General features: G+C 61.1%; 24 protein-coding genes. 17 read left to right on the plus strand and 7 right to left on the minus strand.

The genetic code is table 11. From position 1 onward, the window contains the following. Positions 1 to 56: 56 nt before the first annotated feature. A complete protein-coding gene (locus B9A19_RS15785) occupies positions 57 to 485 on the minus strand; it encodes a DUF5086 family protein (protein ID WP_084091948.1) in 429 nt (142 codons plus the stop codon). Between the two features lie 67 nt (positions 486 to 552). Here B9A19_RS15785 and B9A19_RS15790 point away from each other — a divergent pair, with 67 nt between their 5' ends. From B9A19_RS15790 to B9A19_RS15810, 5 genes are all read left to right on the plus strand, one after another. Continuing rightward, complete coding sequence (locus tag B9A19_RS15790; protein ID WP_084091949.1) at positions 553 to 873, plus strand: hypothetical protein; 321 nt, start codon at positions 553 to 555, stop codon at positions 871 to 873. Positions 874 to 920: 47 nt separating this feature from the next. After that, positions 921 to 1,364 carry a VOC family protein gene (locus B9A19_RS15795; RefSeq protein WP_084091950.1) on the plus strand — a complete coding sequence of 148 codons (444 nt, stop codon included), beginning with the start codon at positions 921 to 923 and terminating at the stop codon, positions 1,362 to 1,364. Between the two features lie 5 nt (positions 1,365 to 1,369). Then, complete coding sequence (locus tag B9A19_RS15800) at positions 1,370 to 1,855, plus strand: OsmC family protein (protein WP_084091951.1); 486 nt, start codon at positions 1,370 to 1,372, stop codon at positions 1,853 to 1,855. Next, positions 1,852 to 2,439 (plus strand): SMI1/KNR4 family protein, encoded by a 588-nt coding sequence (locus tag B9A19_RS22220; protein ID WP_139798902.1) that lies wholly within the window; start codon positions 1,852 to 1,854, stop codon positions 2,437 to 2,439. The genes B9A19_RS15800 and B9A19_RS22220 overlap by 4 nt, the downstream gene beginning before the upstream one ends. A 98-nt stretch (positions 2,440 to 2,537) precedes the next feature. Continuing rightward, positions 2,538 to 2,762, plus strand: coding sequence for a hypothetical protein (locus tag B9A19_RS15810; RefSeq protein WP_084091955.1), 225 nt, complete (start codon positions 2,538 to 2,540; stop codon positions 2,760 to 2,762). A 121-nt stretch (positions 2,763 to 2,883) separates the two neighbouring features. Here B9A19_RS15810 and B9A19_RS23355 read toward each other — a convergent pair whose 3' ends face one another. The 4 genes from B9A19_RS23355 to B9A19_RS15830 form a co-directional block, all read right to left on the minus strand. Next, on the minus strand, positions 2,884 to 4,254 hold the full coding sequence (locus tag B9A19_RS23355) for a carbohydrate-binding protein (RefSeq protein WP_084091957.1): 1,371 nt from the start codon (positions 4,252 to 4,254) through the stop codon (positions 2,884 to 2,886). A 366-nt stretch (positions 4,255 to 4,620) separates the two neighbouring features. Beyond that, positions 4,621 to 6,060 carry a carbohydrate-binding protein gene (locus B9A19_RS15820; RefSeq protein ID WP_245804359.1) on the minus strand — a complete coding sequence of 480 codons (1,440 nt, stop codon included), beginning with the start codon at positions 6,058 to 6,060 and terminating at the stop codon, positions 4,621 to 4,623. A 59-nt stretch (positions 6,061 to 6,119) separates the two neighbouring features. Further along, the gene (locus B9A19_RS15825) at positions 6,120 to 7,346 is read right to left on the minus strand and encodes a glycoside hydrolase family 18 protein (RefSeq protein WP_176216967.1); all 1,227 of its coding nucleotides are present in this window, start codon (positions 7,344 to 7,346) and stop codon (positions 6,120 to 6,122) included. 63 nt (positions 7,347 to 7,409) lie between these two features. Further along, entirely contained in the window at positions 7,410 to 8,582 is a 1,173-nt protein-coding gene (locus tag B9A19_RS15830; RefSeq protein ID WP_084091961.1) for a glycoside hydrolase family 18 protein, read from the minus strand. A gap of 126 nt (positions 8,583 to 8,708) precedes the next feature. On the opposite strand from B9A19_RS15830, the gene B9A19_RS15835 reads away from it, so the two are divergent. The 12 genes from B9A19_RS15835 to B9A19_RS15890 all read left to right on the plus strand — a co-directional run bounded on the left by B9A19_RS15835 (position 8,709) and on the right by B9A19_RS15890 (position 19,769). Next, the gene (locus B9A19_RS15835) at positions 8,709 to 9,617 is read left to right on the plus strand and encodes a helix-turn-helix transcriptional regulator (RefSeq protein WP_139798903.1); all 909 of its coding nucleotides are present in this window, start codon (positions 8,709 to 8,711) and stop codon (positions 9,615 to 9,617) included. 123 nt (positions 9,618 to 9,740) lie between these two features. Next, entirely contained in the window at positions 9,741 to 10,295 is a 555-nt protein-coding gene (locus tag B9A19_RS15840) for a hypothetical protein (RefSeq protein ID WP_084091965.1), read from the plus strand. A gap of 150 nt (positions 10,296 to 10,445) precedes the next feature. After that, on the plus strand, positions 10,446 to 11,555 hold the full coding sequence (locus tag B9A19_RS15845) for a hypothetical protein (RefSeq protein ID WP_217807091.1): 1,110 nt from the start codon (positions 10,446 to 10,448) through the stop codon (positions 11,553 to 11,555). A gap of 46 nt (positions 11,556 to 11,601) precedes the next feature. After that, positions 11,602 to 12,801, plus strand: a complete 1,200-nt coding sequence (locus B9A19_RS15850; RefSeq protein WP_217807092.1) for a toxic anion resistance protein — start codon at positions 11,602 to 11,604, stop codon at positions 12,799 to 12,801. Between the two features lie 26 nt (positions 12,802 to 12,827). Further along, entirely contained in the window at positions 12,828 to 14,420 is a 1,593-nt protein-coding gene (locus B9A19_RS15855; protein WP_084091967.1) for a substrate-binding and vWA domain-containing protein, read from the plus strand. After that, complete coding sequence (locus tag B9A19_RS15860; protein ID WP_084091969.1) at positions 14,420 to 15,037, plus strand: hypothetical protein; 618 nt, start codon at positions 14,420 to 14,422, stop codon at positions 15,035 to 15,037. The genes B9A19_RS15855 and B9A19_RS15860 overlap by 1 nt, the downstream gene beginning before the upstream one ends. Positions 15,038 to 15,198: 161 nt before the next feature. Beyond that, positions 15,199 to 15,633 carry a hypothetical protein gene (locus B9A19_RS15865; protein ID WP_139798904.1) on the plus strand — a complete coding sequence of 145 codons (435 nt, stop codon included), beginning with the start codon at positions 15,199 to 15,201 and terminating at the stop codon, positions 15,631 to 15,633. 113 nt (positions 15,634 to 15,746) lie between these two features. Next, on the plus strand, positions 15,747 to 16,022 hold the full coding sequence (locus B9A19_RS15870) for a hypothetical protein (RefSeq protein ID WP_084091973.1): 276 nt from the start codon (positions 15,747 to 15,749) through the stop codon (positions 16,020 to 16,022). A gap of 239 nt (positions 16,023 to 16,261) precedes the next feature. Then, complete coding sequence (locus B9A19_RS15875; RefSeq protein WP_176216968.1) at positions 16,262 to 16,765, plus strand: GNAT family N-acetyltransferase; 504 nt, start codon at positions 16,262 to 16,264, stop codon at positions 16,763 to 16,765. 232 nt (positions 16,766 to 16,997) lie between these two features. Further along, positions 16,998 to 17,807: a hypothetical protein gene (locus tag B9A19_RS15880; protein WP_139798906.1), complete on the plus strand. Its 810-nt coding sequence runs from the start codon at positions 16,998 to 17,000 to the stop codon at positions 17,805 to 17,807. Between the two features lie 147 nt (positions 17,808 to 17,954). Continuing rightward, on the plus strand, positions 17,955 to 18,398 hold the full coding sequence (locus tag B9A19_RS15885; protein ID WP_084091979.1) for a DUF2844 domain-containing protein: 444 nt from the start codon (positions 17,955 to 17,957) through the stop codon (positions 18,396 to 18,398). A 270-nt stretch (positions 18,399 to 18,668) separates the two neighbouring features. Continuing rightward, the gene (locus B9A19_RS15890) at positions 18,669 to 19,769 is read left to right on the plus strand and encodes a DUF3443 family protein (protein ID WP_176216969.1); all 1,101 of its coding nucleotides are present in this window, start codon (positions 18,669 to 18,671) and stop codon (positions 19,767 to 19,769) included. Between the two features lie 114 nt (positions 19,770 to 19,883). Here the strand turns inward: B9A19_RS15890 and B9A19_RS15895 are convergent, their stop codons facing one another. Both B9A19_RS15895 and B9A19_RS23360 read right to left on the minus strand, forming a co-directional pair. Further along, positions 19,884 to 20,549, minus strand: a complete 666-nt coding sequence (locus B9A19_RS15895; protein ID WP_084091983.1) for a DUF1345 domain-containing protein — start codon at positions 20,547 to 20,549, stop codon at positions 19,884 to 19,886. Beyond that, a complete protein-coding gene (locus B9A19_RS23360) occupies positions 20,542 to 20,664 on the minus strand; it encodes a hypothetical protein (RefSeq protein ID WP_281249578.1) in 123 nt (40 codons plus the stop codon). The genes B9A19_RS15895 and B9A19_RS23360 overlap by 8 nt, the downstream gene beginning before the upstream one ends. Positions 20,665 to 20,706: the final 42 nt, after the last annotated feature.

Here is a 20,706-nt window from a genome sequence, read left to right on the forward strand (position 1 = left end):
AAGACCGCCATTCTAGCAGCCGGCGGGCTATTGCCGCTGTGGTACGTGCGTGACGATCAGGGCAGCTTTGCAGGCAGGCATTGCAGCACGTCGGTCTGGCACACTTCGCCACCCTTGCCGCCGTTTTCGGCCTGCCAGGCCGCGTAGGCGTGCTCGAAGTTTTCCGGGTAGACGCCGCCACGCTGCAAGGGCTTGACCACGCTGCGCTGCAGCGCAGCCTCGGTGATCGCAATATGGTGGGCCAGGTGATACACCGTCCACACCGGTTTATCGCGCTGCCGGGCTACCACCTCGATGTGATAGATGCCGGATTTGGCACTGGCTGGCAGATCGTAAATCAATACCCAGCGCAGCAGCTTGCCCTGTGGCGGCAGCGCCCAGATCCCCAGCGGGTGTGATTGCAGCGATGCGGGTTCGGCACGCGCGACCGGTGCAGTAACGAGCAACAGTGCGAGCAGCGGGCTTATCAGGTGACGGTGGTGCATGGTGGCGTCATTGCAGTGCAAAACATGTCATGGCACTGTAGCCTATCTTGCGCAGTAATGAGGGTTGATGATGTGGACGCTGACGATCTGGTTTGGGCTTGGCTTGCTGTGGGTGTATTACTGTGACCAGTGCCTGCGTGCCAGCGCCATGATCCGCAAGGCTTATCCCGAATTTGACCCGACCCCGCAATTGGGGCGACTGGATCGGTTCGCAAACGGGAGCAATCCGATCCAGGGCGTGAGCACGGTGCATGAATTCCTTGATTCACGCGCACCGCACGATGTGCTGCCTGCGCAATGCCAGCTGATTTTTCGCCGCTTGCGCTATCTGCGCTGGATCATGCTGATCTACTTTGCTGCAATGGTGATTTACGCCTTCCTGTTTTAGCGCCGCGCGGCGTTGCCCGGAGGGATGCGACCTGCCAAGGACCAGACATGCCCGAAGTGATCGGTATCGACCACATCTATCTGACCGTTAGCGACCTGCCGCGTGCCGAGGCGTTTTACGATATCGCCCTGCGCGATGTGCTGGGCTTTCGCAAGAACAGCTTTGCGCTGCATGGCGACGCACATGTGCAGTATTACAACCGCCATTTCGGCATTGTGCTGCGGCCGGCACGTGGCCACTCAAAGCACAATTCGTATGCGCCCGGCTTGCACCACCTGTGCTTGCGCGTGGACAGCGTGGCCGATGTCGAAACTGCAGCCGCACAATTGCAGGCAGCCGGCATTGCAGCCAGCGCGGCAACGCAATACCCCGAATATGCCGCTGATTACGCGGCGACTTTTTTCACCGACCCCGATGGCATCCGGCTGGAAGTGACCAACTACCGGCAAGAGCGGCGCGAGCGCCATGACCATTGGGACTGCCAGGATTAACACGCATGGCGCATTACACCGCACAAATCAGCTGGTCCCGTGATGGGCAGGATTTTCTGGGGCAACGCTACAGCCGCCGCCATACCGTGCGCTTTGATGGTGGCGTGGCGGTGGCCGGCTCATCATCGCCCCACGTGGTGCCGCTGCCCTATTCGGATGAGCACGCGGTCGATCCGGAAGAAATGTTCGTCGCATCACTCTCGAGCTGCCATATGCTGTGGTTTCTGGCACTGGCGGCCAAGGCCGGGCATTGCGTCGAGCTGTATGTGGATGATGCCGACGGCGTGATGGCGCGCAACGAGGCTGGCCAACTGGCCATGACCGTGGTGACGCTGCGCCCGCAGGTCGAATTCAGCCCCGAAACCCGCCCGGATCGGGACACCTTGCTGCGCCTGCACCACGACGCGCATGAGGCGTGTTTCATTGCCAATTCGGTGCGGACTGAGGTGAGGGTTGAGGCTGCTTGGCCCGTTCGTGAGCAAGCTGTATGAGTTTTCAGTCATTTGAAAATTCGAGTATGGCGTCACAGGTAGCAGCGGTGCCATGGGAGCGACTGCCTGAATTGTTTGATCTGAGTATTAGCTGGCAAGTGCTGGATGGGCAGGACAGGGGTGTTTCAAAAGCAACTGAAAAATCTGTTGAGCGTGTCAATTGGCTCTATGGCTTGAAGCTGCCGATTTCATATCAGGAATTCGTCGGGCGGAGTCGCGAGGCAAACAAGTGGTTGACCGGAGTTGGCGAAGATTATGAAGCAGAAAGACATCTGGTCCGAATGAATCGACTTTGGCGTAACTTACCAAGGAAAAGCCGCATACCTAGTCATCTGGTCATGTTTAATTTGGGCTTTGACGAGGATTGTGACTGTTTTGATCTCAATCTCTATGATGCCCAGACTGGCGAGTATGCAATTCGCTACTGGTATCCAGGGTTTGGAGAAGATGTGCTTTACCCTTCGTTTGAGGCATACATTCGCGCTCAGACTGCAGCTTGGTGCGAGCTCAAGGTGCAAGGAAGAGAAATTGAGTTGGTTTTTTTGATCAAGAAGCTTTTGGCTGAATATGCGCCAGTTTCCTGATGGCTAATCCTGGTTTTGAATGGAATGCTAATGACTGATCGCCTGATCGCCTGATCGCCTGATCGCCTGATCGCCTGATCACCGCACTATTCAGCGCCATGCTCGGTGCGCTGCTGGGCGTGGCTTGTTGGTGGTTGTATGGCCTCGAGTTTTCAATGCAATACGATGGCCGCGGCATTGATCTGGCGTTGTGGCATTGGCTGCAGATCGGTGCTGGTGCGTTCTTTTTCCTCGGGTTGTTGCTTGGCAGCAAGGCGGCTGATGTGCTGGGAGAGGTCATCAGCGCCATTTTCCCATTTCGAGTCGCAATCAAGCCCGGCTAATCCTGGTTGGCTTGTTGGCGTTGATTTTCCTGCTGCTGCTTGCCGGGCTGGGCTGGTTTGCCTGGGGACGATAAAAAACGGCGCCCACGGGCGCCGACAAGATCAGGTGGGGATTGCCTGCCTACCTGGCCTGCCACAGTGTGGGCACGACCAGGGGCGTCCAGTCACTGCCCGGCGGGGCGGTGTGGGCGATCAGCGCGGCGTATTGCTTGCCGGCATAAGTAACACAGCTGCTCACCGTGTAACTCACACCTTCTTGCCAGGCCGGGCAGCCAGTGGCCAGAGTCGCTTGCGGTGTGACAGTCGGCGTTGCGACCGGGGCGGCATTGCCGCTGCACGGGCCCAGATCGGCCCATGGCCCCCATTGGCCGGAAATGATCGGGTCGTTGCTTTGAGTCCACCACTTGGCTTCATAGTTGCGACCATTGCGGGCGATTCGCTGGCCGCCCAAATACACGCTGTCATTGTTCCATGCCGCGTAACAGCTGCTGGTGGGCACTGGTGTGGCCGCAGGTTGCGGTGCAATGGTGGGCGCTACGGTGGGCAGGGGTGTCGGCGCAGCGCTTGGTGCCGGGGTCGGCGCCACGGTTGGAGCGGGCGTAACGCTAGCGACCGGCGTCGGTGGCGTAGCGGGCTTGGGCGTTGGCGTGGCGCCAGCAGGGGTGTAGCTGAAGTCGGTCAGGATGATTTCGACTTCCTTGTTGTCGCTCGGCGCGCGGCCGCCAACCTGCCACAGGTTGATCAGGAAGTACTGCGGCTTCTGGCTGATGCACTGCAGTGGATCGTGCGAGCTGCAATACCACTGAATCAGCCGGCCCCCCGTCACCGCAGGTGGAAACCCGGGGTCGAATACCCAGCTGGCGGCCAGACCGGTGCTGTCGTTCGCGCCCACGTGGCCGTTGAGGGTCTGGAAAGTGACCTTGTCCGACTGCCAGTTGAAGCGATGCGTGGATTTATCACCACTCAGTGCCAGATCGAAACCGTTCCAGCTGCGGTTGGCCGTTTTCACGGCCGGCCATACGGTGTAGTTGCCGTTGGGGGCGTAGGCATTACCCCATTTGGAGTACTCGATATCGATTTCGTTGGTGGCATCACCACCCACATCGCGTGGCGGATAGCTATAGAGGCCGAACACCACATTGGGGTCGAGCTGATCAGGCCGGCCGATCATATGAGCCTGGAAAGTGCCGAAGCCCAGTCTGTCCATGCTGGTGCCCAGCTGGATTTCGGCGGACGACCATACTCCGTCGCGATTGGCGATCTTCAGGTGCAGATAGCCTTGGCCATCCACCCAAGCGTTGCGTTCGTCCCAGTTGTTGGGGCCGGGGCCGCCACTACCGGCGCGCACCGTCCAGTCAAAGCCAGACCAACGCAGCACTTTGGCGGCGGATGCCGGGGTAGGGGCGGGGGCGGCTGCATGAGCAAGGCAGCCGATCAACAAAAGATGCAGCGGCAACACAATGGTGAAACCAAGCTTTTGCAAAGCATGCATGTGCAAAATCCCTAATTTGCCTTTCTTTGTATGAAATATTAACAGCTACTGATGCGCTTGGGGCATTGCCAGTCGCTTAATTCAGCGAGTGCTGGGCATTAAGCAGTCTGTGATTCGTGTCGCCCTGTTTCAGTTCCCGGATCAGTAGGCAGAAAAGACTGCTGGCCTTGACGTATTCAACCCTCGTTTCCAGTGACGGGCCTTCGGTGTAACTCACAAACTCGCGCGTGCCGGCGTTGTAAAGATATGGCGTGCCATCGGCGTCCTTGCTGATGGTGTTTGGCTGCGGCAGGGCAATTTACCGGGGGCGATAAAAAAACGGCGCCCGCAGGCGCCGTCAAGGTCAGATGGAGACTCCTTGCTTGCTTACTTGGCCTGCCACAGCGTCGGTACGGCCGGTGGCGTCCAGCCGCCGCCTATCGGTGCCGTGTGGGCGATCAAGGCGGTGTACTGCTTGCCTTGATAGCTGACGCAGTTGCCGACCGCGTAGGGCACGCCTTCCTGCCAGGCCGGGCAGCCCGGGGCCGGGGTTGGTTGCGGTGCGCTGGTCGGCTGCGGGGTGGCTGTCGGCGCTGCGGTGGGCGTTGCCGTCGGCTTGGGGGTCACCGTTGGCGTTGCAGTTGGCTTGGGCGTTGCGGTTGGGGTGGCGTTGCCGGTGCACGGGCCCAGGTCGGCCCATGGACCCCATTGGCCCGAGACGGTCGGGTCGTTGCCCTGCGTCCACCACTTGGCTTCGTAGTTGCGCCCGTTGCGGGTGATGCGCTGGCCGGTCAGGTACACGCTGTCGTTGTTCCATGCGGCATAACAGCCGCTGGCGGGTACCGGCGTGGCTGTAGGTTGCGGCGCAATAGTCGGCGCGACAGTGGGCACGGTGCTTGGCGCCGGGGTTGGCACCACGGTCGGCGTCGGGGTGACGTTGCCAACCGGGGTGGGCGTCGGCGGTGTGGTAGGTTGAGGCGTCGGTGTAGCGCCGGCGGGGACATAAGTGAAGTCGGTCAGGATGATTTCGACTTCCTTGTTGTCGCTCGGAGCGCGGCCGCCAACCTGCCACAGGTTGATCAGGAAGTACTGCGGCTTCTGGCTGATGCATTGCAGCGGATCGTGCGAGCTGCAGTACCACTGGATCAGGCGGTTGTCGGTAACCGCCGGCGGGAACTTGGGATCAAACACCCAGCTGGCCGCCAGGCCGGTATTGTCATTCACGCCCACGTGGCCGTTGAGGGACTGGAAGGTGACCTTGTCGGACTGCCAGTTGAAGCGGTGGGTGGATTTGTCACCGTCCAGCGCCAGATCAAAGCCACTCCAGCTCCGGTTGGCGGCGTTTACGGCCGGCCATACGGTGTAGTTGCCGATCGGTGCAAACTGATTGCCCCACTTGGAGAACTCGATATCGATCTCGTTGGTTGCATCGGCACCGACATCACGCGGTGGGTAGGTGTAGAAGCCGAATACCACGTTCGGGTCGAGCTGGTCCGGCCGGCCGATCATGTGGGTCTGGAAGGTGCCGAAGCCAAGCCGGTCCATATTGGTGCCCAGCTGGATTTCGGTGGACGACCACACCCCATCGCGGTTGGCGATTTTCAGGTGCAAATAGCCTTGGGCATCCACCCAGGCGTTGCGGTCATCCCAGTTGTTGGGGCCGGGGCCACCACCGCCAGCGCGGACCGACCAGTCGAAGCCCGACCAGTGCAGCACTTTGGCTGCAGGGGCGGGTGTCGGGGTGGGATCGGCCGCCAGAACCTGACCGATCAGCATCAGTTGCAGCGGAATGACCGCCAGGGTACTTACAGCATGTAAAGCGCGCATGATTCACTCCTTCCTGATGAAACAGGGATGCCCTCGGTGGGGCATTTGGGGTTTACGGATTATTGGCCGATGTACTGGTTGCCCACGCCGTGGTTCATGGCATTGAGGATGTCGCCGTTATCCTGCGTGTATTCCCAGGCAAAGATGCCTGCCAGTTGTTTGGCCAACAGATAGCGGCCCTTGGCAGCCACCGCGCGTGGGTCGTCGTAGCCCATGAACAGTTGGCTGGCGGGGTGCCACAGGTTGTAGCTGTGGCCCTGCGGGTCGTAGAGCACTTGGTAACCGTTGATGCCGCTGCCGGCCGCGCCCAGGTAGTCGCGGTGCAGCGTACGGTAGATTTCGGCGCCTTCCGGCTCGGCATAGGTGCCGCTGCGCCCACCGCCGATGGGGCTGGCCTCAATCGTCGGGCTGACCCCGGTAAAGCCGCGGCCATACATGGCTGCACCGATCACCAGCTTGTCGGCTGGTACGCCAGCCGCCAGCAGGTTGTTGACGGCCCCATCGATGTTCAGATCGGTGCCGTTGTGGGGATGAGGATGCAACGCGGTATGGTTGCCGACATGATCCGACCAGGGACCGTAAAAGTCGTAGGTCATCATGAAGATGTAATCCATCCATCGCTGCGCCTCGCGATAGTTGATCTTTTCCACCAGACTGCCCACGGTGTTGATGGCGGCGGTCACGGCATAGTACCGGCCGGTTTCCTTGCCCAGCTTGTCCAACGCCAGGCGCAAATCGCGCATCAGGTCGGCAAAGCCCTGGCCGTCGGCCGGATTGCCCAGTTGCACACCGTTGGCTGCCCAGTTGGTGGTGGGGTGTTCCCAGTCGATGTCGATGCCGTCGAAGCTGGGGTGGTTGCGCAGGAAATCCACGACCGATTCTGCAAACACCGCGCGGCTGGCTGCATCGTTGGCAAGGTGGAAAAACGGATCGGAACCCGCCCAGCCACCGACCGACGCGAGCACCTGTACATGAGGGGCGCGCTGTTTCAGGCGAGTGAAGGCGGTATCGAAATCCGCTTCGAGCGGCCCGCTGGTCAGCGAGAATGGTGCCTTGCCGCTACAGACATCGCCGTCCCGCACCAGCTGGCCCGGCCCGCAGATGCGCAGAAATGCATACAACAAGTGCGTGACGTTATGGCCCGGCAAGTCGTCGAGCACGGCGCTGCCATGCCAGTTGGGCACATACACGGCCACCACCTTGCCAGAGGTTTGCCGGAAAGGGACTGGTTGGCCGCCGTGCAGATCATAGGGAGCGTGCGCGTGGGGAGGGAGGGCTGCGGTCATGTTGATGATGGATACACTTGGTCGGATGGAAGGCGGCGCAGCCGGGCTGCGCCGATTCATTGCTTATTTCAGCGATTGGGTGAGGGCATTCAGCAGCGTGTGCTGGGCGTCGTCCTGCGTCAGTTCCCAGATCATCACGCCGGCCAGGCCGTTGGCCTTGATGTACTCGACCTTGGTCTTGAGTGACTGCGCATCGTCATAGCTGACGAACTCACGCGTATCGGCGTTGTACAGATACGGCGAGCCGCCGGTTTCCTTGTTGCGGAACGACTTCCAGCCCGGCTTGCCCAGCAGATCCTGCTTCACCAGGTAATACTGGCCAGCCCCCGGTTCCTTGTACTGCTTGAGGCCCGGCCCCTTGGAGGGCTGGTTCAGGCCATCGCCATTCGGGCCCGGTTCCACATTGCCCTGGGCACGGAAGTAGAACGGCACGCCGAACACCAGTTGATCCTTGCGCGCCCCCTTGGCCAGCATGTACTTCACGCCCAGGTCGATGGAGAGCACCTTGCCGTCCGGGTCTTCCGGCAGGCCGTACAGCGGTGCCAGCAGACCGGCACGTGATGCCCATGCGCCGTAGAAGTCGTACAGCATCATGTTCACCCAATCGAGCTCCTTGACGGTGCGCGGGATGTCATAACCCGACAGCGACCAGCCGCCATTGGTGACCGGCAGTGCCGCGGTGAGTACGTATTTCTGCTGGTCGTGCTTGCCCTGACGGGTCAGCTCGGCACGCAGCGCCTGCAGCAACAGCACGTAGTTTTCCTTGTCGGCGGGCGATGCATCGTCGGCATAGTTGCCGCCGGTGACCGGATGTTCCCAGTCCAGGTCCAGCCCGCTGCACTGATACGCCTTCATGATGGCTGTGGCAGTGATGGCCAGCCGGGTGCGACTGACCTCGCTCTGCGCCACCTTGGCAAGGTTGCGCGAGCCTTCCCAGCCGGCGATGGCCCACTGGCAGCGCAATGCAGGATTCAGCTTGCGGGCATCGATGAAGGCCTGGTGCCAGTACGCCACTGCGGGGGCAGCGCTCGGGGCGATGAAAGCGGTGCCGTCAGGCTGGATTTCCAGAAAGGACAGCACGCCGATATCGAGCTTGTGCAGCACTTCGCTCGCTTGTTTCATGTCCTGTTCGGATTGCCAGGTCGGCAGGTAGGAAATGACCAGTGGTGCGGCCTGCGCAGCGCTGCAGACAGCAGCACAGAACAGGGCGGTAAGGGTGGTGCGCGAACGCCACATGCAATCTTCCTCCAAGAGTAGTTGTCGGTTCGTCGTGTTGTGTCACGGCGTGGAAGAAAATTAAGATATTGATTGAAAAGGTGGAATGTCTGAATATGACAAATCAGTTTGTTCAAATTGCGCGCCATGTCCACCATTTACCAGGAACTGTTCGATGTCTCGCCGGCAAACCGGCAGCCCAGCATAGGCTCGCGCATTTTTCATCACCCGCATCTGCGGGCGCTGAGTGACCACGACGTCTTGCTGGCCGGGGTGTCCTATGTGCACGCCCCGCTACATGTCGAGCGCATTGGCGCGCCGTTTCATGTGGTGCTGGTGTGCGTGGAGGGCGAGGGGCAGGTGATCGACGCGGGGGCTTATCACCCGCTCGCGGCCGGCCAGATGGCCGTGCTGCCCGCCTATGGGCACAGCGGCTTTCGGGATATCGGGCAGTACTGGCGCATGGCGTGGTTCCTGCTCAATGACGCGCCGTGCTGGGCTGCGTTGCAAGGCAATCAGGCCAGCATTCGTGCGGTAACGGCGGCTGACAACCTTTTCCACGCTACTGCGTTAACCTGTCTGGAAGCCCAGCAGCAGCACGAGGCGTTTACCGGTGCAGCCATGCTGCTGATGGTGGATTTGCTCAAGCGCATGCTGGCCAGCACCGCAGCGGGTGATGAAATTACGCGTGCGCTGCTGGCGCTGTTCGCGGCAGTCAAACGTGACCCGGCGCAGCCATGGCGGGTGGACGAACTGGCTGCGCGCTACGGGCTGAGCCGTGCTCATTTCCAGCGCTTGTGCCTGCGCTACCTGGGCGTGGCGCCGCAGCAGATGATCATCAACCAGCGCATGGCACGGGCGCGCGAATTGCTGCTGGCGGGCTTTGGCAATGTGGGCGAGGTGGCAGAGGCGGTCGGATATGAGGAGATCGCCAGTTTCTCGCGCCGTTTCAGTCGCCATTTCGGTACCGGGCCGGGCGACGTGCTGCGCGAGCTGGCGTTGGCGCCCCGCGAAATCGGCACTACGGCTGCCGCGCATCGCAGGCGGCGTCAGTAACAAAGTAACGCTTTGGCGCTGAGGCTGCGGGTGTAAAGTGGTCAAGTTGGCAACAGCCGGGTTGATGCCGCTTGCGGCTGATGGCCTGGTGGGATTGGTTCAATTCAAAAGTAAGGGTGACACGTGTTTTCCAGGCAATCGATTGCAGCGCTGCTGGCGCTGTTGGGTGGTGTGGTGGTGCCGCAGTCTTGGGCAGAGGTCAATGTCGATGCGCCGGTGTTGACGCCGACCGAGGCGCATGCTGAGGAGCGATCCGCGTGGCCACTGGGCGCTCAGATCATCATGACTGCTGATGAGGCGGCGACACGGGATGCATGGAAAAGCCCCAAAGAACCGGTAGACATGCTGGAAACCCGCGAAATCAAAGTGGGTAAACCGTTGTCTATCGGCATCGTGTTTGCCGGTTGCAATGCCGATGCGACAGGCAAGTGTGATGTGACGGTCAACTATCGCATCCTCACACCGGACGCGGATGAATATGCCAAGCTGGACAAGGTGCTGCTGTGGAAGGGACCGGCGGGCCCAGGTCCATCCAGCATGATCATGGGCAGCAATTTTCTGAAGGTGGTAGTGGCGCCGAAGGAGCCGCACGGCCGCTATGTCGTGGATGCCGTGGTGACTGACAACGTTACGCACCAGTCGGTACCCTTGGAGGATGCGTTTGTCGTCAAGAAGTAGAGGGTTTTCCTGACGACGGCCGCCCTTGTTTTTCTATACAGGCTGACTTTGATTGAAGACTTGTAATTAATATTTAATCAAAATGCAATAAATCCGCTCTAGGCTAAAAAACGTTTGCACGCTGCAAACAGGCCTATTGAGGAGTAGTACTTGGGATTTCGCAAGTTCGTCGCCCCGGCACTGGTGGCATTGCTGGGCTTGGGGCTGCTGGTTGCGCTGATTACATCGGCGTTTGGCAAGCATCAGCGTGATCAGGCCGATGCGCAAGCCGCCAGTGTGGTGACTGTGCGCGGCCTGGTCGGTTCGGAGAAAGAGGCGTTCTACCGCGACCCGCGTGTGGCGGCAGCCTTCAAGCGGCTAGGGCTGGTGATCGAGGTACAAAAGGCCGGCTCGCGCGAGATTGCTGCCCGCACCGACCTCAAGGATTTCGACTTTGCCCACCCGGCTGGTGCGCCGGCAGCGCTCAAGCTGCAGCAGGTGAGCAAGGCCAGCCGCATCTATACCCCCTTCTACACACCCATGGCTGTGGCATCGTGGCGCAAGCTGCTGCCGGTGCTGGAGGGCAATGGCCTCGTCAAGCAGCGCGATGGCGCCTATTACATCATCGACATGAGCCGCCTGCTGCAGATGGTGGCCGATGGCACGCGCTGGCGCGAGCTGAAGAACAATAGCGTCTACGACACCAGCCGCGCGGTGCTGATTTCCAGCACCGATGTGCGCAAATCCAATTCTGCCGCCATGTATCTGGCGCTGGCGTCCTACATCCTCAACGGCAACAACATCGTGCAGGCAGATGACGAGATCGACCGCATCTTGCCGGTGGCCGGCAGCCTCTTCCTGAAGCAGGGGTTCCAGGAGTCCAGCTCGGCCGGGCCGTTCGATGACTATGTCGGCATGGGCATGGGCAAGGCGCCGCTGGTGATGGTGTACGAGGCGCAGTTCCTTGAATACCAGTCCAAGCAGCCACAGCCCAACCCGGACATGGTGCTGCTCTATCCGCAACCCACCGTCTTTACCAAACACGTGCTGGTGCCGCTGAGCGCCAATGGTGCGCGCGTGGGCGAGGCGCTGACCACCGACAAGGAGTTGCAGTCGCTCGCGGCCGAATACGGCTATCGCGGCGCTGATGCCTCGCACTTCAAGACCTTCTTGCAGCAGAAAAAGCTGTTTGCACCGGCCGAGCTGGTCGATGTGATCGACCCGCCCACCTATGCCGTGCTGGAAAAAATGATCGTGGCCATTGGCCAGAAATTCCAGTGAGCGGGCCAGCCCCGCCATCACTCATCAACACGCAGGAGTAGCCCGCATGACCCAGACCCTGACTGCCCCCGAGCCGCTGGTGTTGACCCCGCCCGAGCCGGTGCAACCGGTAACACCGGCGCAAGCGCCGGAAATGGCGCCGCTGACGCCGGAGCTGAAGACCAGCATCGACGATCAGGTTGGTCGCTTCATGACCGCCTTGCTGGCCGAAGACGTCAACAGCGACGGCTTCAAGCAGAAGCTCGATTCCGCCTTCAATCTGGGCCGCGAGGAAATCTCGGTGGCGGCTGGCTTGATGAGCGGGCGCTTCATGGAGCGCAATTTCGTCGGCATGGAAGATTCGGCCGCGTTCAAGGCCATCAGCAGCTTGCGCAATCAGCTGGACGAGTTGAATCCCGGCAAGCAGGGTGATCTGCTGTCGCAGAACCGCATCCTGGGCATCATCCCGTTCGGCAACAAGCTCAAGGCCTATTTCCGCAAGTTCCAATCGGCCGGCAGCCAGCTCAACACCGCGCTGCAGCAGGTCTACGCAGCGCGCGACGACATGAGCCGTGACGCGGTCGAGATCGAAAGCGTGAAGCAGCGACTGTGGGATGGCATGCAGAAGCTCAACGGCGCCATCCACTTTGCACGCGAACTGGATGGCCGTCTGGCCAGCCAGGTGGAAAGCCTGAAGGCGACCGACCCCAATCGCGCCCGCGCGCTGGAGCAGGAAGTGCTGTTCTATGCCCGCCAGAACCTGACCGACATGCAGACGCAAATGGCAGTCTGTGTGAACGGCTATCTGGCCATGGATGTGCTGAAGAAAACCGCACGTGAAATGTCCAACGGTTGCAGCCGCGTGGCCACCACCGGCATGTCGGCGCTGGCCGTGGCCACAACCGTGGCGCGTGCCACCGGCAACCAGATCGAGGTGATGAACATGCTGCAGGGCGTGTCCGAAACCGTGGGTGACCTGATCGAGCAATCCGGCAAGGCGCTCAATACACACGTACAAAAGACCGGCGAGTTCGCCAGCAACCCGCTGATTGGCGTCGAGCGCTTGCAGGTAATGTTCGACCAGACATTTGCCGCCATCGACACCATGGACAAGTTCCGCTCCGAAGCCATTGGCGTGATGGGCAAGAACAACGAGCTGATCCGGCAGCAAGTGGAGCGCGCGCAAGTCTATGTGGACCGTGCGCGTGGCGAAACGCTGCGCGAAACCGTGTCCAACGTCGCGCTCGGCGGCCCGGTCAAGCTCTGAAACGCGCGTATGGCGCGGGGGAAAGCATGAAATTGCGTTGCTATTTGCTGGGCTTGCTGGCGGTGCTGCTGCTGGCGGGCTGCGGTGACAAATCGGCACCGGCGGGCGACAAGGCCGGTGCTTCGGCCAAGCCTGGCTTGACGGTGCTGGCGGGGTCCGAACTGAAGGACATCGAACCGCTGCTGCCGCAGATCGAGCAGGCCACCGGCCTGCATCTGCAGCTCAAATATGCAGGCTCGCTCGACGTGATCGAACAGTTGCAGGCGGGGGCGTCCTTCGATCTGGCCTGGATCGCCAACAACAAATACGCATTGCTTGATCCCGCCGTGCGTGAGCGCGTAAAGGCCAGCGAGCGCACCATGATTTCCCCGGTGGTGCTGGGGGTGAAAGCCAGCAAGGCCAAGGCGCTGGGCTGGGATAAACCCGATCGGCAGCCCACGTGGGCCGATATCGCCAAAGTGGCGGGGGCCGGGCAGTTCCGCTTTGCCATGACCAATCCGGCCAGCTCCAATTCGGGATTCTCTGCCGTGCTGGGCCTGGCTGCGGCCGTGGCCGGCAAGGGCGATGCGCTGGAAACCCAGGACATCAACAAGACGGCGCTGACGGCCTTTGCCCGTGCCCAGTCGTTGACGGCGGGCTCGTCCGGCTGGCTGCTGGATGCCTATGTCGGCGAGCAGGACAGGCTGGATGGCATCGTCAACTATGCGTCGTCGCTGCATGCGCTCAACCAGGGCGGCAAGCTGCACGAGCAGTTGGTGCTGGTCTATCCCAAGGACGGCGTGATTACCGCCGATTACCCGCTGATGCTGATCAACCCGGCCAAGCGGGCCGACTATGACAAGCTGGTGGCTTACCTCAAGGGGGCGGAGTTCCAGAAAGCGATGACGGCGCAGACCTACCGGCAGCCGCTCGATCCCACCATGGATGCGGCCATGCCGCGCCGCGAATACTTCGAGCTGGCCTTTCCCGCCAAGCTGGCGGTGGTGGATGCGTTGCTGGACGGCTATCAGAACGAATTCCGCCGCCCGGCCGACTCTACCTTCGTGATCGACATCAGTGGTTCGATGGGCAAGGGCGGGCGGATTGAGCAGTTGCGCGGCGCCATTGCCGGCCTGGCCGGTAGCGACGCCAGCCTGAGCGGGCGCTTCAGCCGCTTCCGCGCCCGCGAGAGCATCTCGGTACTGACCTTCTCGGACGTGGTGCATGAGCAACACACCTGGACGCTGGCAGAGCAGGCCAAGGACAACACCGCAGAACTGGACCAGATCAGTGACTTTGCCCTGCAGTTGCAGCCAGGCGGCGGTACCGCCATCTACAGCGCCGCACAAACGGCCTACCAGAATGCGCTGGCACGGCAGGCACGCAACCCGGATCGCGTCTATACGCTGGTGCTGATGACCGACGGCGAAAACAACAACGGGCTGACATCGCAGCAGTTTGTGCAGTGGTTTGCCAGCCTGCGGCCTGAGCAACGCCGCATCCGTATCTTTGCCGTGCAGTTTGGCGAGGCCAGCCGCGATGAGCTGGAAGCGCTGACCGGCCCCAGCGGCGGCCGCGTATTCGATGGCAGCAAAGCCGGGCTGCAGGCGGCGTTCAAGGAAATCCGGGGATACCAGTAATGCCCTTGTCGACCCGTCTGGCGCTGTTTTTCTATGGCACAGGCAATATTGTGGGCTGTTTGTGCGCGCTGTCCGTGCTTGGCCTCTACTTGTTTGGTGTCATTGACGCGTGGTGGTTTGCCATGACCGTGGCGGCCTATGCATTCGGCTGGCTGGTCAGCCCGCGCAGTGCACAGCTGGCCAGCGAACTGCCGCCGCAGATGCCCTTGCTGGACATGCTGGATGCCCTGATCGACAGCGCGCGCCGCGTATTGCCGGCCGAGGCACAACAGCAGCTCACCGGCATACGCGCCCGGGTGGTCGAGCTTTTGCCGCGTCTGGAGAGCGCAAGCCTGCCGTTGCCGGCGCGCATGGAGCTGGACAATGTGGTGCGCCGTGATCTGGCCGGCACCATTGCCAATTATGCGGCGTTGCCAGCCAGTTTTGCCGCGCTGCACCCGATACGCGACGGCAAGACTGCGAAGCAATTGCTGCAAGAGCAACTGGTGCTGCTGGACCGCGAGGTTGCCGAAATCGGCGAGGACATCTTCAGCGAAGATGCCAGCAAGCTGGCTGCGCATGGCGACTATTTGCGCAGCAAGTTCCAGCCAGTCAATTTCCTGAATCATGGCCAGTGATCGACAGGCCGGCGGCACAACGTTGCATGCGCGCAATGCGCGGTTGCCCGGGGGAAGGCCGGTGCTGGCCCTGATGGCTGCTTTGCGCCACACTGTACGGCTACCGATGACCGGGTGGATGTCACCCGGTTGATCCTGACGATGACCGTGCCGGAGTTGCCATGTTTTCCCTTCGTTTGATCCCGGCGCTATTGCTGCCCGTGCTGTCCTGTATCGCTCTGGCCAAGGGTAATCCGGATGCGGCACTGGCCGAGCGCTTTATCGATTGCTCGGCACAGGTATCCATCCTCAAGCAGGCGGGTGACCAGTACAAAATTTTCACGCCGGAACAAAGCATGCAGACGCAAACCATGGTGGGCATGTATCTGATGGCCGGGATTGCCTTGTCGGATGAAAAAACCGCCAAGGCACGCATGCAGGCCAGCACCGACAAAGCCATGGCCAATGCCCGGAAGAACATCAAGAACGGCGATCCGACTGCCTATTTCGAAAATGCAGGCAAGCAGGCGCAAATCTGCTCCAGCTTGATGGAGCAGCACTACGAGCGCATCAAACCCAAGCTTGATGCCTATATGGGCAGCGGCCAGGCTCAATAGCCAAAGCGCCGGGCAGGCGAGTTTGCACCGGGGGCAAGCCGGCCAAAAGATGCTTGCACACAGGATGGTAATGGCATAGCATATAGAACGATTGTTCTATATGGAGTCTGGCCGTGGCTACTGCACCCCGTTTTCGCTTTTCCGAATCCGCTGCAATCCGCAAGCACGTGTTGCGGATTTCCAATGAACTGGTTGAACTGCTGGTTGCGCGCCCCCAGGCGCCCAGCCTGGCTGGCGCACGCTGGCTGCATGCCGAGGACCTTGCCGGTGCCAGTGATGCACTGAGGGCCGAAGGCCAGCGCCTGCTGGGGCTGTATCTTTATCTGGACGACAGCGGCACCGTGACCGAAATACGCCTGCCGAAAATGGCCGAGGTCGTGCTGCATTAGGCGCAGCCAACGCAACCCGCTGGCAGCGTTCGCGCACTTGCTGTTTAGCTTGTGTTGTCTGCGTTTCGCCTGCCTTGCCAGCACTGCTATACCGGGTTTTGCTGGCGACTCTAAACTGCCATCTGTTGCAGCGCACAGCTTGCTATGCTGGCTGTGTGACAGAACGCAGGCTTTGGGTGCGATGAGGTCATGCTTTGCCCGGTCCGGGGCAGGGCGAGTGCTTGCCGGAGATGAAGGTGATGGAGAAGCTGCATATTGCGGATTGCAACGAGCATGATCTGGTGCGGGCCATTGCCTTGCTGCAGCAATCGGCCGTGCGCTTCTTCTTTCATGAAATGGATGAGGCCGCGCAAGCCGTATTTCTCCGCGAAAACACGCTTGCCAACGCACGCGGCAATATTGCCAGCGGCTACCGTTATCTGGCTGCATGGCATGAGGCTGTCTTTGCCGGTTTCATCTCGATATCCCCGCAGGCGCACATCCACCAGCTTTTCGTCGTGCCCGAACGCCAGGGCAGGGGGATAGGCAGTGCCTTGCTCGAAGAGGCTGCTGCCTGGGTGGCCGGCGCGGGCGATGCCGCTCAGCTCACCGTGTTTTCAGCCAACAATGCCATTCGCTTCTATGCCCGGCACGGCTTTGTGGCAACCAGCGAAACGCGTTACTGGCACGGCGCACCATACAATCCGATGGCGAGGCCACTGTGGCGCAACGGGCATGATCCGGCGCGTGCGCCAGCGGGTTGATCGCGCCGGGCCTGGGTGACTCCAGCCTGAAATTCATGTGGGCAGGGAATTTTTTGCGAACGGGCGGGTCTGGTGTAGGTCTGGCGACAGACAAGCGTGTTTTTCCAGTCATGCACGCAGTGTGTTTGCAACTGCGTGCCGCTTGGGCTGACATGCGTGTAATGCCGCCTTGCAGCGCCGCGAGCGTGCCGCTGCGGTAAGATACCCCCGATCACCCTGGACCACTTGTTTCATGACCATACTTGATTCGACCCTTTGCCGGCTGGGCCTGTGTGCTGCCGTTGCCACCCTGTTTGCCTGCAGTGCCGAAACGCCCGATGGTGGCTCGGTAACGCCGACCCCGACCCCGACAGTCAGCCCGACACCCACGCCGGCGCCATCAACAACAGCTGAGGGGTACTGGCAGGGCACGATGGCCGATGGCCGGGCATTCAGGGCGCTGGTGCTGGACGACAGCTCGTTCTGGATCACTTACTCCAAGAAAACCGACGCAAATGTGCTGGCTGCAGTGGTGGCGGGGGCTGGCAGTGCTGCGTCCGACAACAATTTCGCCGGCATGGTTGCCCGTGAATACAACGTCGAGAGCAATACCTACACCGATGCAGTGCTGGCTTCGGCCTACTATGTGCCGCGCATCCGTTTCAATGGCAAGTTGCAGTATCTGTCGACAAGTACGATCTCAACCTTTACCAGCAATTTCAATGTTACCTACAACACTATCCCTGCATTGAGCGCCATCGTGGGCAGTTATACCGGTACTGGCTCGCTGCTGGCGTCCAGTGATACCAGCACCGTGCTGATCGATACCACGGGTGTGGTCAAAGGCACCTTGGGAACAACGGGTTGTACTTTCACTGGCAAGATCGCCCCCCATGCGCGCGGCAACCTGTATGACGTGTCATTTACATTTGCTGCAAGCAGCTGCAAATTGAGTGGCAGCACCGTCAAAGGCATTGCGTTCGTTGATCCGCAGACCAGTCGCTTCAACATCCTGACTACGGATGGCGGACAAAACGGTTATTTTTTTGTCAGCCAGTCCTGATCGCAAACGTTTATCGATGAAGCAGCCCTCGCCATACTGCGGGGGCTTTTTCATGCCGGTTCCAGCTATGCTGTAGCCAGGCATGCCGGCTGCGGACTGGGGCAAGTGCCGCAGTCGCCGGGCGGATTGGACGCGCTGGAGACCGTGATGGGTAAGGGATTCAGGACCGGAACGATTTTTCTGCTGCTGGCTGCGCCCGGCGCATGGGGTGCGCTGGGGGCCGCCCCGGATTTGCCGGTGCGTCCGGTTGCCGCCTTGAGCGCCGGTGGCCTGCCAAGCTATACCATCCATGCTGCGGTTGATGCTGCGGGCGTGAGTGTCAGCGAGTATGTCAATGCACAAGGGCAGGTTTTCGCGGTGAGCTGGCAGGGGCCGTTCAGGCCTGATCTGCCTGCATTGCTGGGCAGCCACGCCAGCCACTATCAGGCCATGGCATCCCGCGCCTTGCCGCGCGGCCTGAACGCACCCGCCCAGGGACAGGATGGCGATCTGGTCATTCATGCTGGCGGGCACCCCAAGGCCTTCTTTGGCTATGCCTACCTGGCGTCACTGCTGCCGGCGGGATTTGACCCTGCCGTGTTGCTGCGCTGAGTGGAGGTTGCCATGAACATCGCGTGGCGCGTGCTGATCTGTTCAGGCTGCTTGCTTATGTCTGCATGCGGTGGTGGTGGCGGGGGAGGCAGTTCATCGCCCACGCAGGCGCCGATCCCGTTGCCTACCGCCGTGCCGACGCTTGCACCGGGGGTGAGCCCGACACCGCAACCACCCACTACCCCCACACCTGGCCCTGTGCCAACGGCATCGCCAACGTCCGTACCCACCCCTGTACCTGCGCCGACACCCATACCAATTCCCACACCCGTGCCCAGCAACACCGCCAACACGCAGGCCTTGGTCGTCGACGGCACCTTCAACACCATCAACCGCCTCTACACATCGGTCACCGTATGCAAGCCCGGCACCGCCAGTTGCCAGACCATAGACCATGTCGTGGTCGATACCGGCTCATCCGGCTTGCGGCTGTTGAGCAGTGCGCTGACGCTGGCGGGTGTGCCCCAGCTCACGAGCGCAAACGGGGCACCGGTAACGGTCTGCCAGCAGTTCGTGACGTCTTATACCTATGGCTCGGCCCGCAAGCTGGATATCCGCATGGCCGGGGAGCTGGCCGGCAACCAGACCGTACAGCTAATGAGTGATCCCGCCTATGCCACGGTGCCCAGTACCTGCGCGCAAGGCGGCAGCAATAGCGGCACAGTGGCGGCGCTGGGGGGTAACGGAATACTCGGGGTGGCCAACTCGCCCTACGACTGTGGCAGCCTGTGTGCCAATACGGCTTATCCCGCCACGTATTACCAGTGTCCATCGGGCGCCAGTTCCTGCACCGCAACCAGCATGGCGCTTGCCAGCCAGCTGCAAAACCCGGTGTTTGCCTTTGCCACTGATAACAACGGGCTGATCCTGAAGCTGGATGCACCGCCTTATGCGGGGGCATCCAGCATCGGGGGGCAGCTTGTCTTCGGGCTGGACACTCAGGCCAACAACGCAAGCAGCGCGGCCACGCAGCTGGTGCGTGTATCGGAGGGAACCGGTTTCTTCACCACGGTGTATGGCGGGAGCAGCTACGTCCGCAGCTTTTTCGATACGGGCTCCCAGGAATACTATTTTCGGGATGGCAGTCTGCCGGTGGACGGCAACGGGGAGTATGCGCCATCAGCGGGCGTGCTTAATACGTCAGCAACCAACGTGGGGGGTGACAACCGTGCCTGGCCAACCCCCTTTTCGGTGGCAAACTGGTCGACGCTGAACAGCAGCAGCTTTGTCTACGGCAACATCGGCGCCCCGATCTCTTTTGCCAGTGGCGCATTTGACTGGGGGCTGCCGTTTTTCCTGGGTAAACGAGTGTGGTACGGCTTTGAACAGCGCAGCTCGCTGCAAGGCAACGGGCCGTGGGTAGGCTATTGAGCGGGCCACACGGCCCCGCTGAGCAACCTCACTCGCCGTAAGCCTTGCCTGCATTGCGTCATGGTTTTTGCCGGCGGTCCGGACGGTATGACGCAATGCCTGGCGGATGTCGGTTCAGGCCAGCAGGCTGGCGCCGACATTGATCGACAAGCCCAGTATGCTCATGTTGAATACGAAGGCGAGCATGGACTGGGCCAGCACCAGCCGTCTGGCACGGGTGGACGTGATGGCTACGTCGGCGGTTTGCGCCGCCAGGGCAATCGTGAAGCTGACGTAGAGGAAGTCCCAGTAAACCGGCTCGCACCCGGTATCGGGAAACTGTAGCGGGCGTGCCTGCGCGTTGTGCTGGTAAAACAGGTGGGCGTAGTGCACGGCAAAGACGGTAGGCAGCAGCAGCCAGGTGCTCAGCAGCGTCGCCCCGGTCAGTGCCAATGAACCTGCGGTCAACGCGTGGCCCTTGTTGCCCGCCAGCTCGAAACAGATCGCCAGCAGGCAGGCCAGACAGCCCAGCGTGACGACTGCCAGCACCGTTCCGGCACTTTCATCCTGTTCGTGCGCAACCTGGCGGATGCGCTCCACGCTCGCGCCCAGCATCGTATGCCATTCCAGTGCCAGGTACAGCCAGGCGCCGATATTCCAGCCCAGCAGGCTGCGTGTCAGCAATGGCCCCGGCGACAGCCCGATCCCGATCAGGCCACAACACGCGGCAAGCCATAGCCAGCGATGCTGCCTGAGGATGGTTCGCAGCTTGCCCTGCAGGGTGTGCGGCGGGCTAGCCATGGTTGCGGTGCAGGTGACGAATGATCAGCCACGCCATCGCGACGGAAACGCCAATCACGGCGCCTGCCAGCAGCAGCATGACGAAAAAGGAAAAAGCGAAGGAATGGTGTTCCATTGCGCCACTCGTCGGGTAAAGATGCGCCAGCCTAGCGCATAC

It is taken from the genome of Andreprevotia lacus DSM 23236 (genome assembly GCF_900176275.1).
GTDB classification, from domain to species: domain Bacteria; phylum Pseudomonadota; class Gammaproteobacteria; order Burkholderiales; family Chitinibacteraceae; genus Andreprevotia; species Andreprevotia lacus.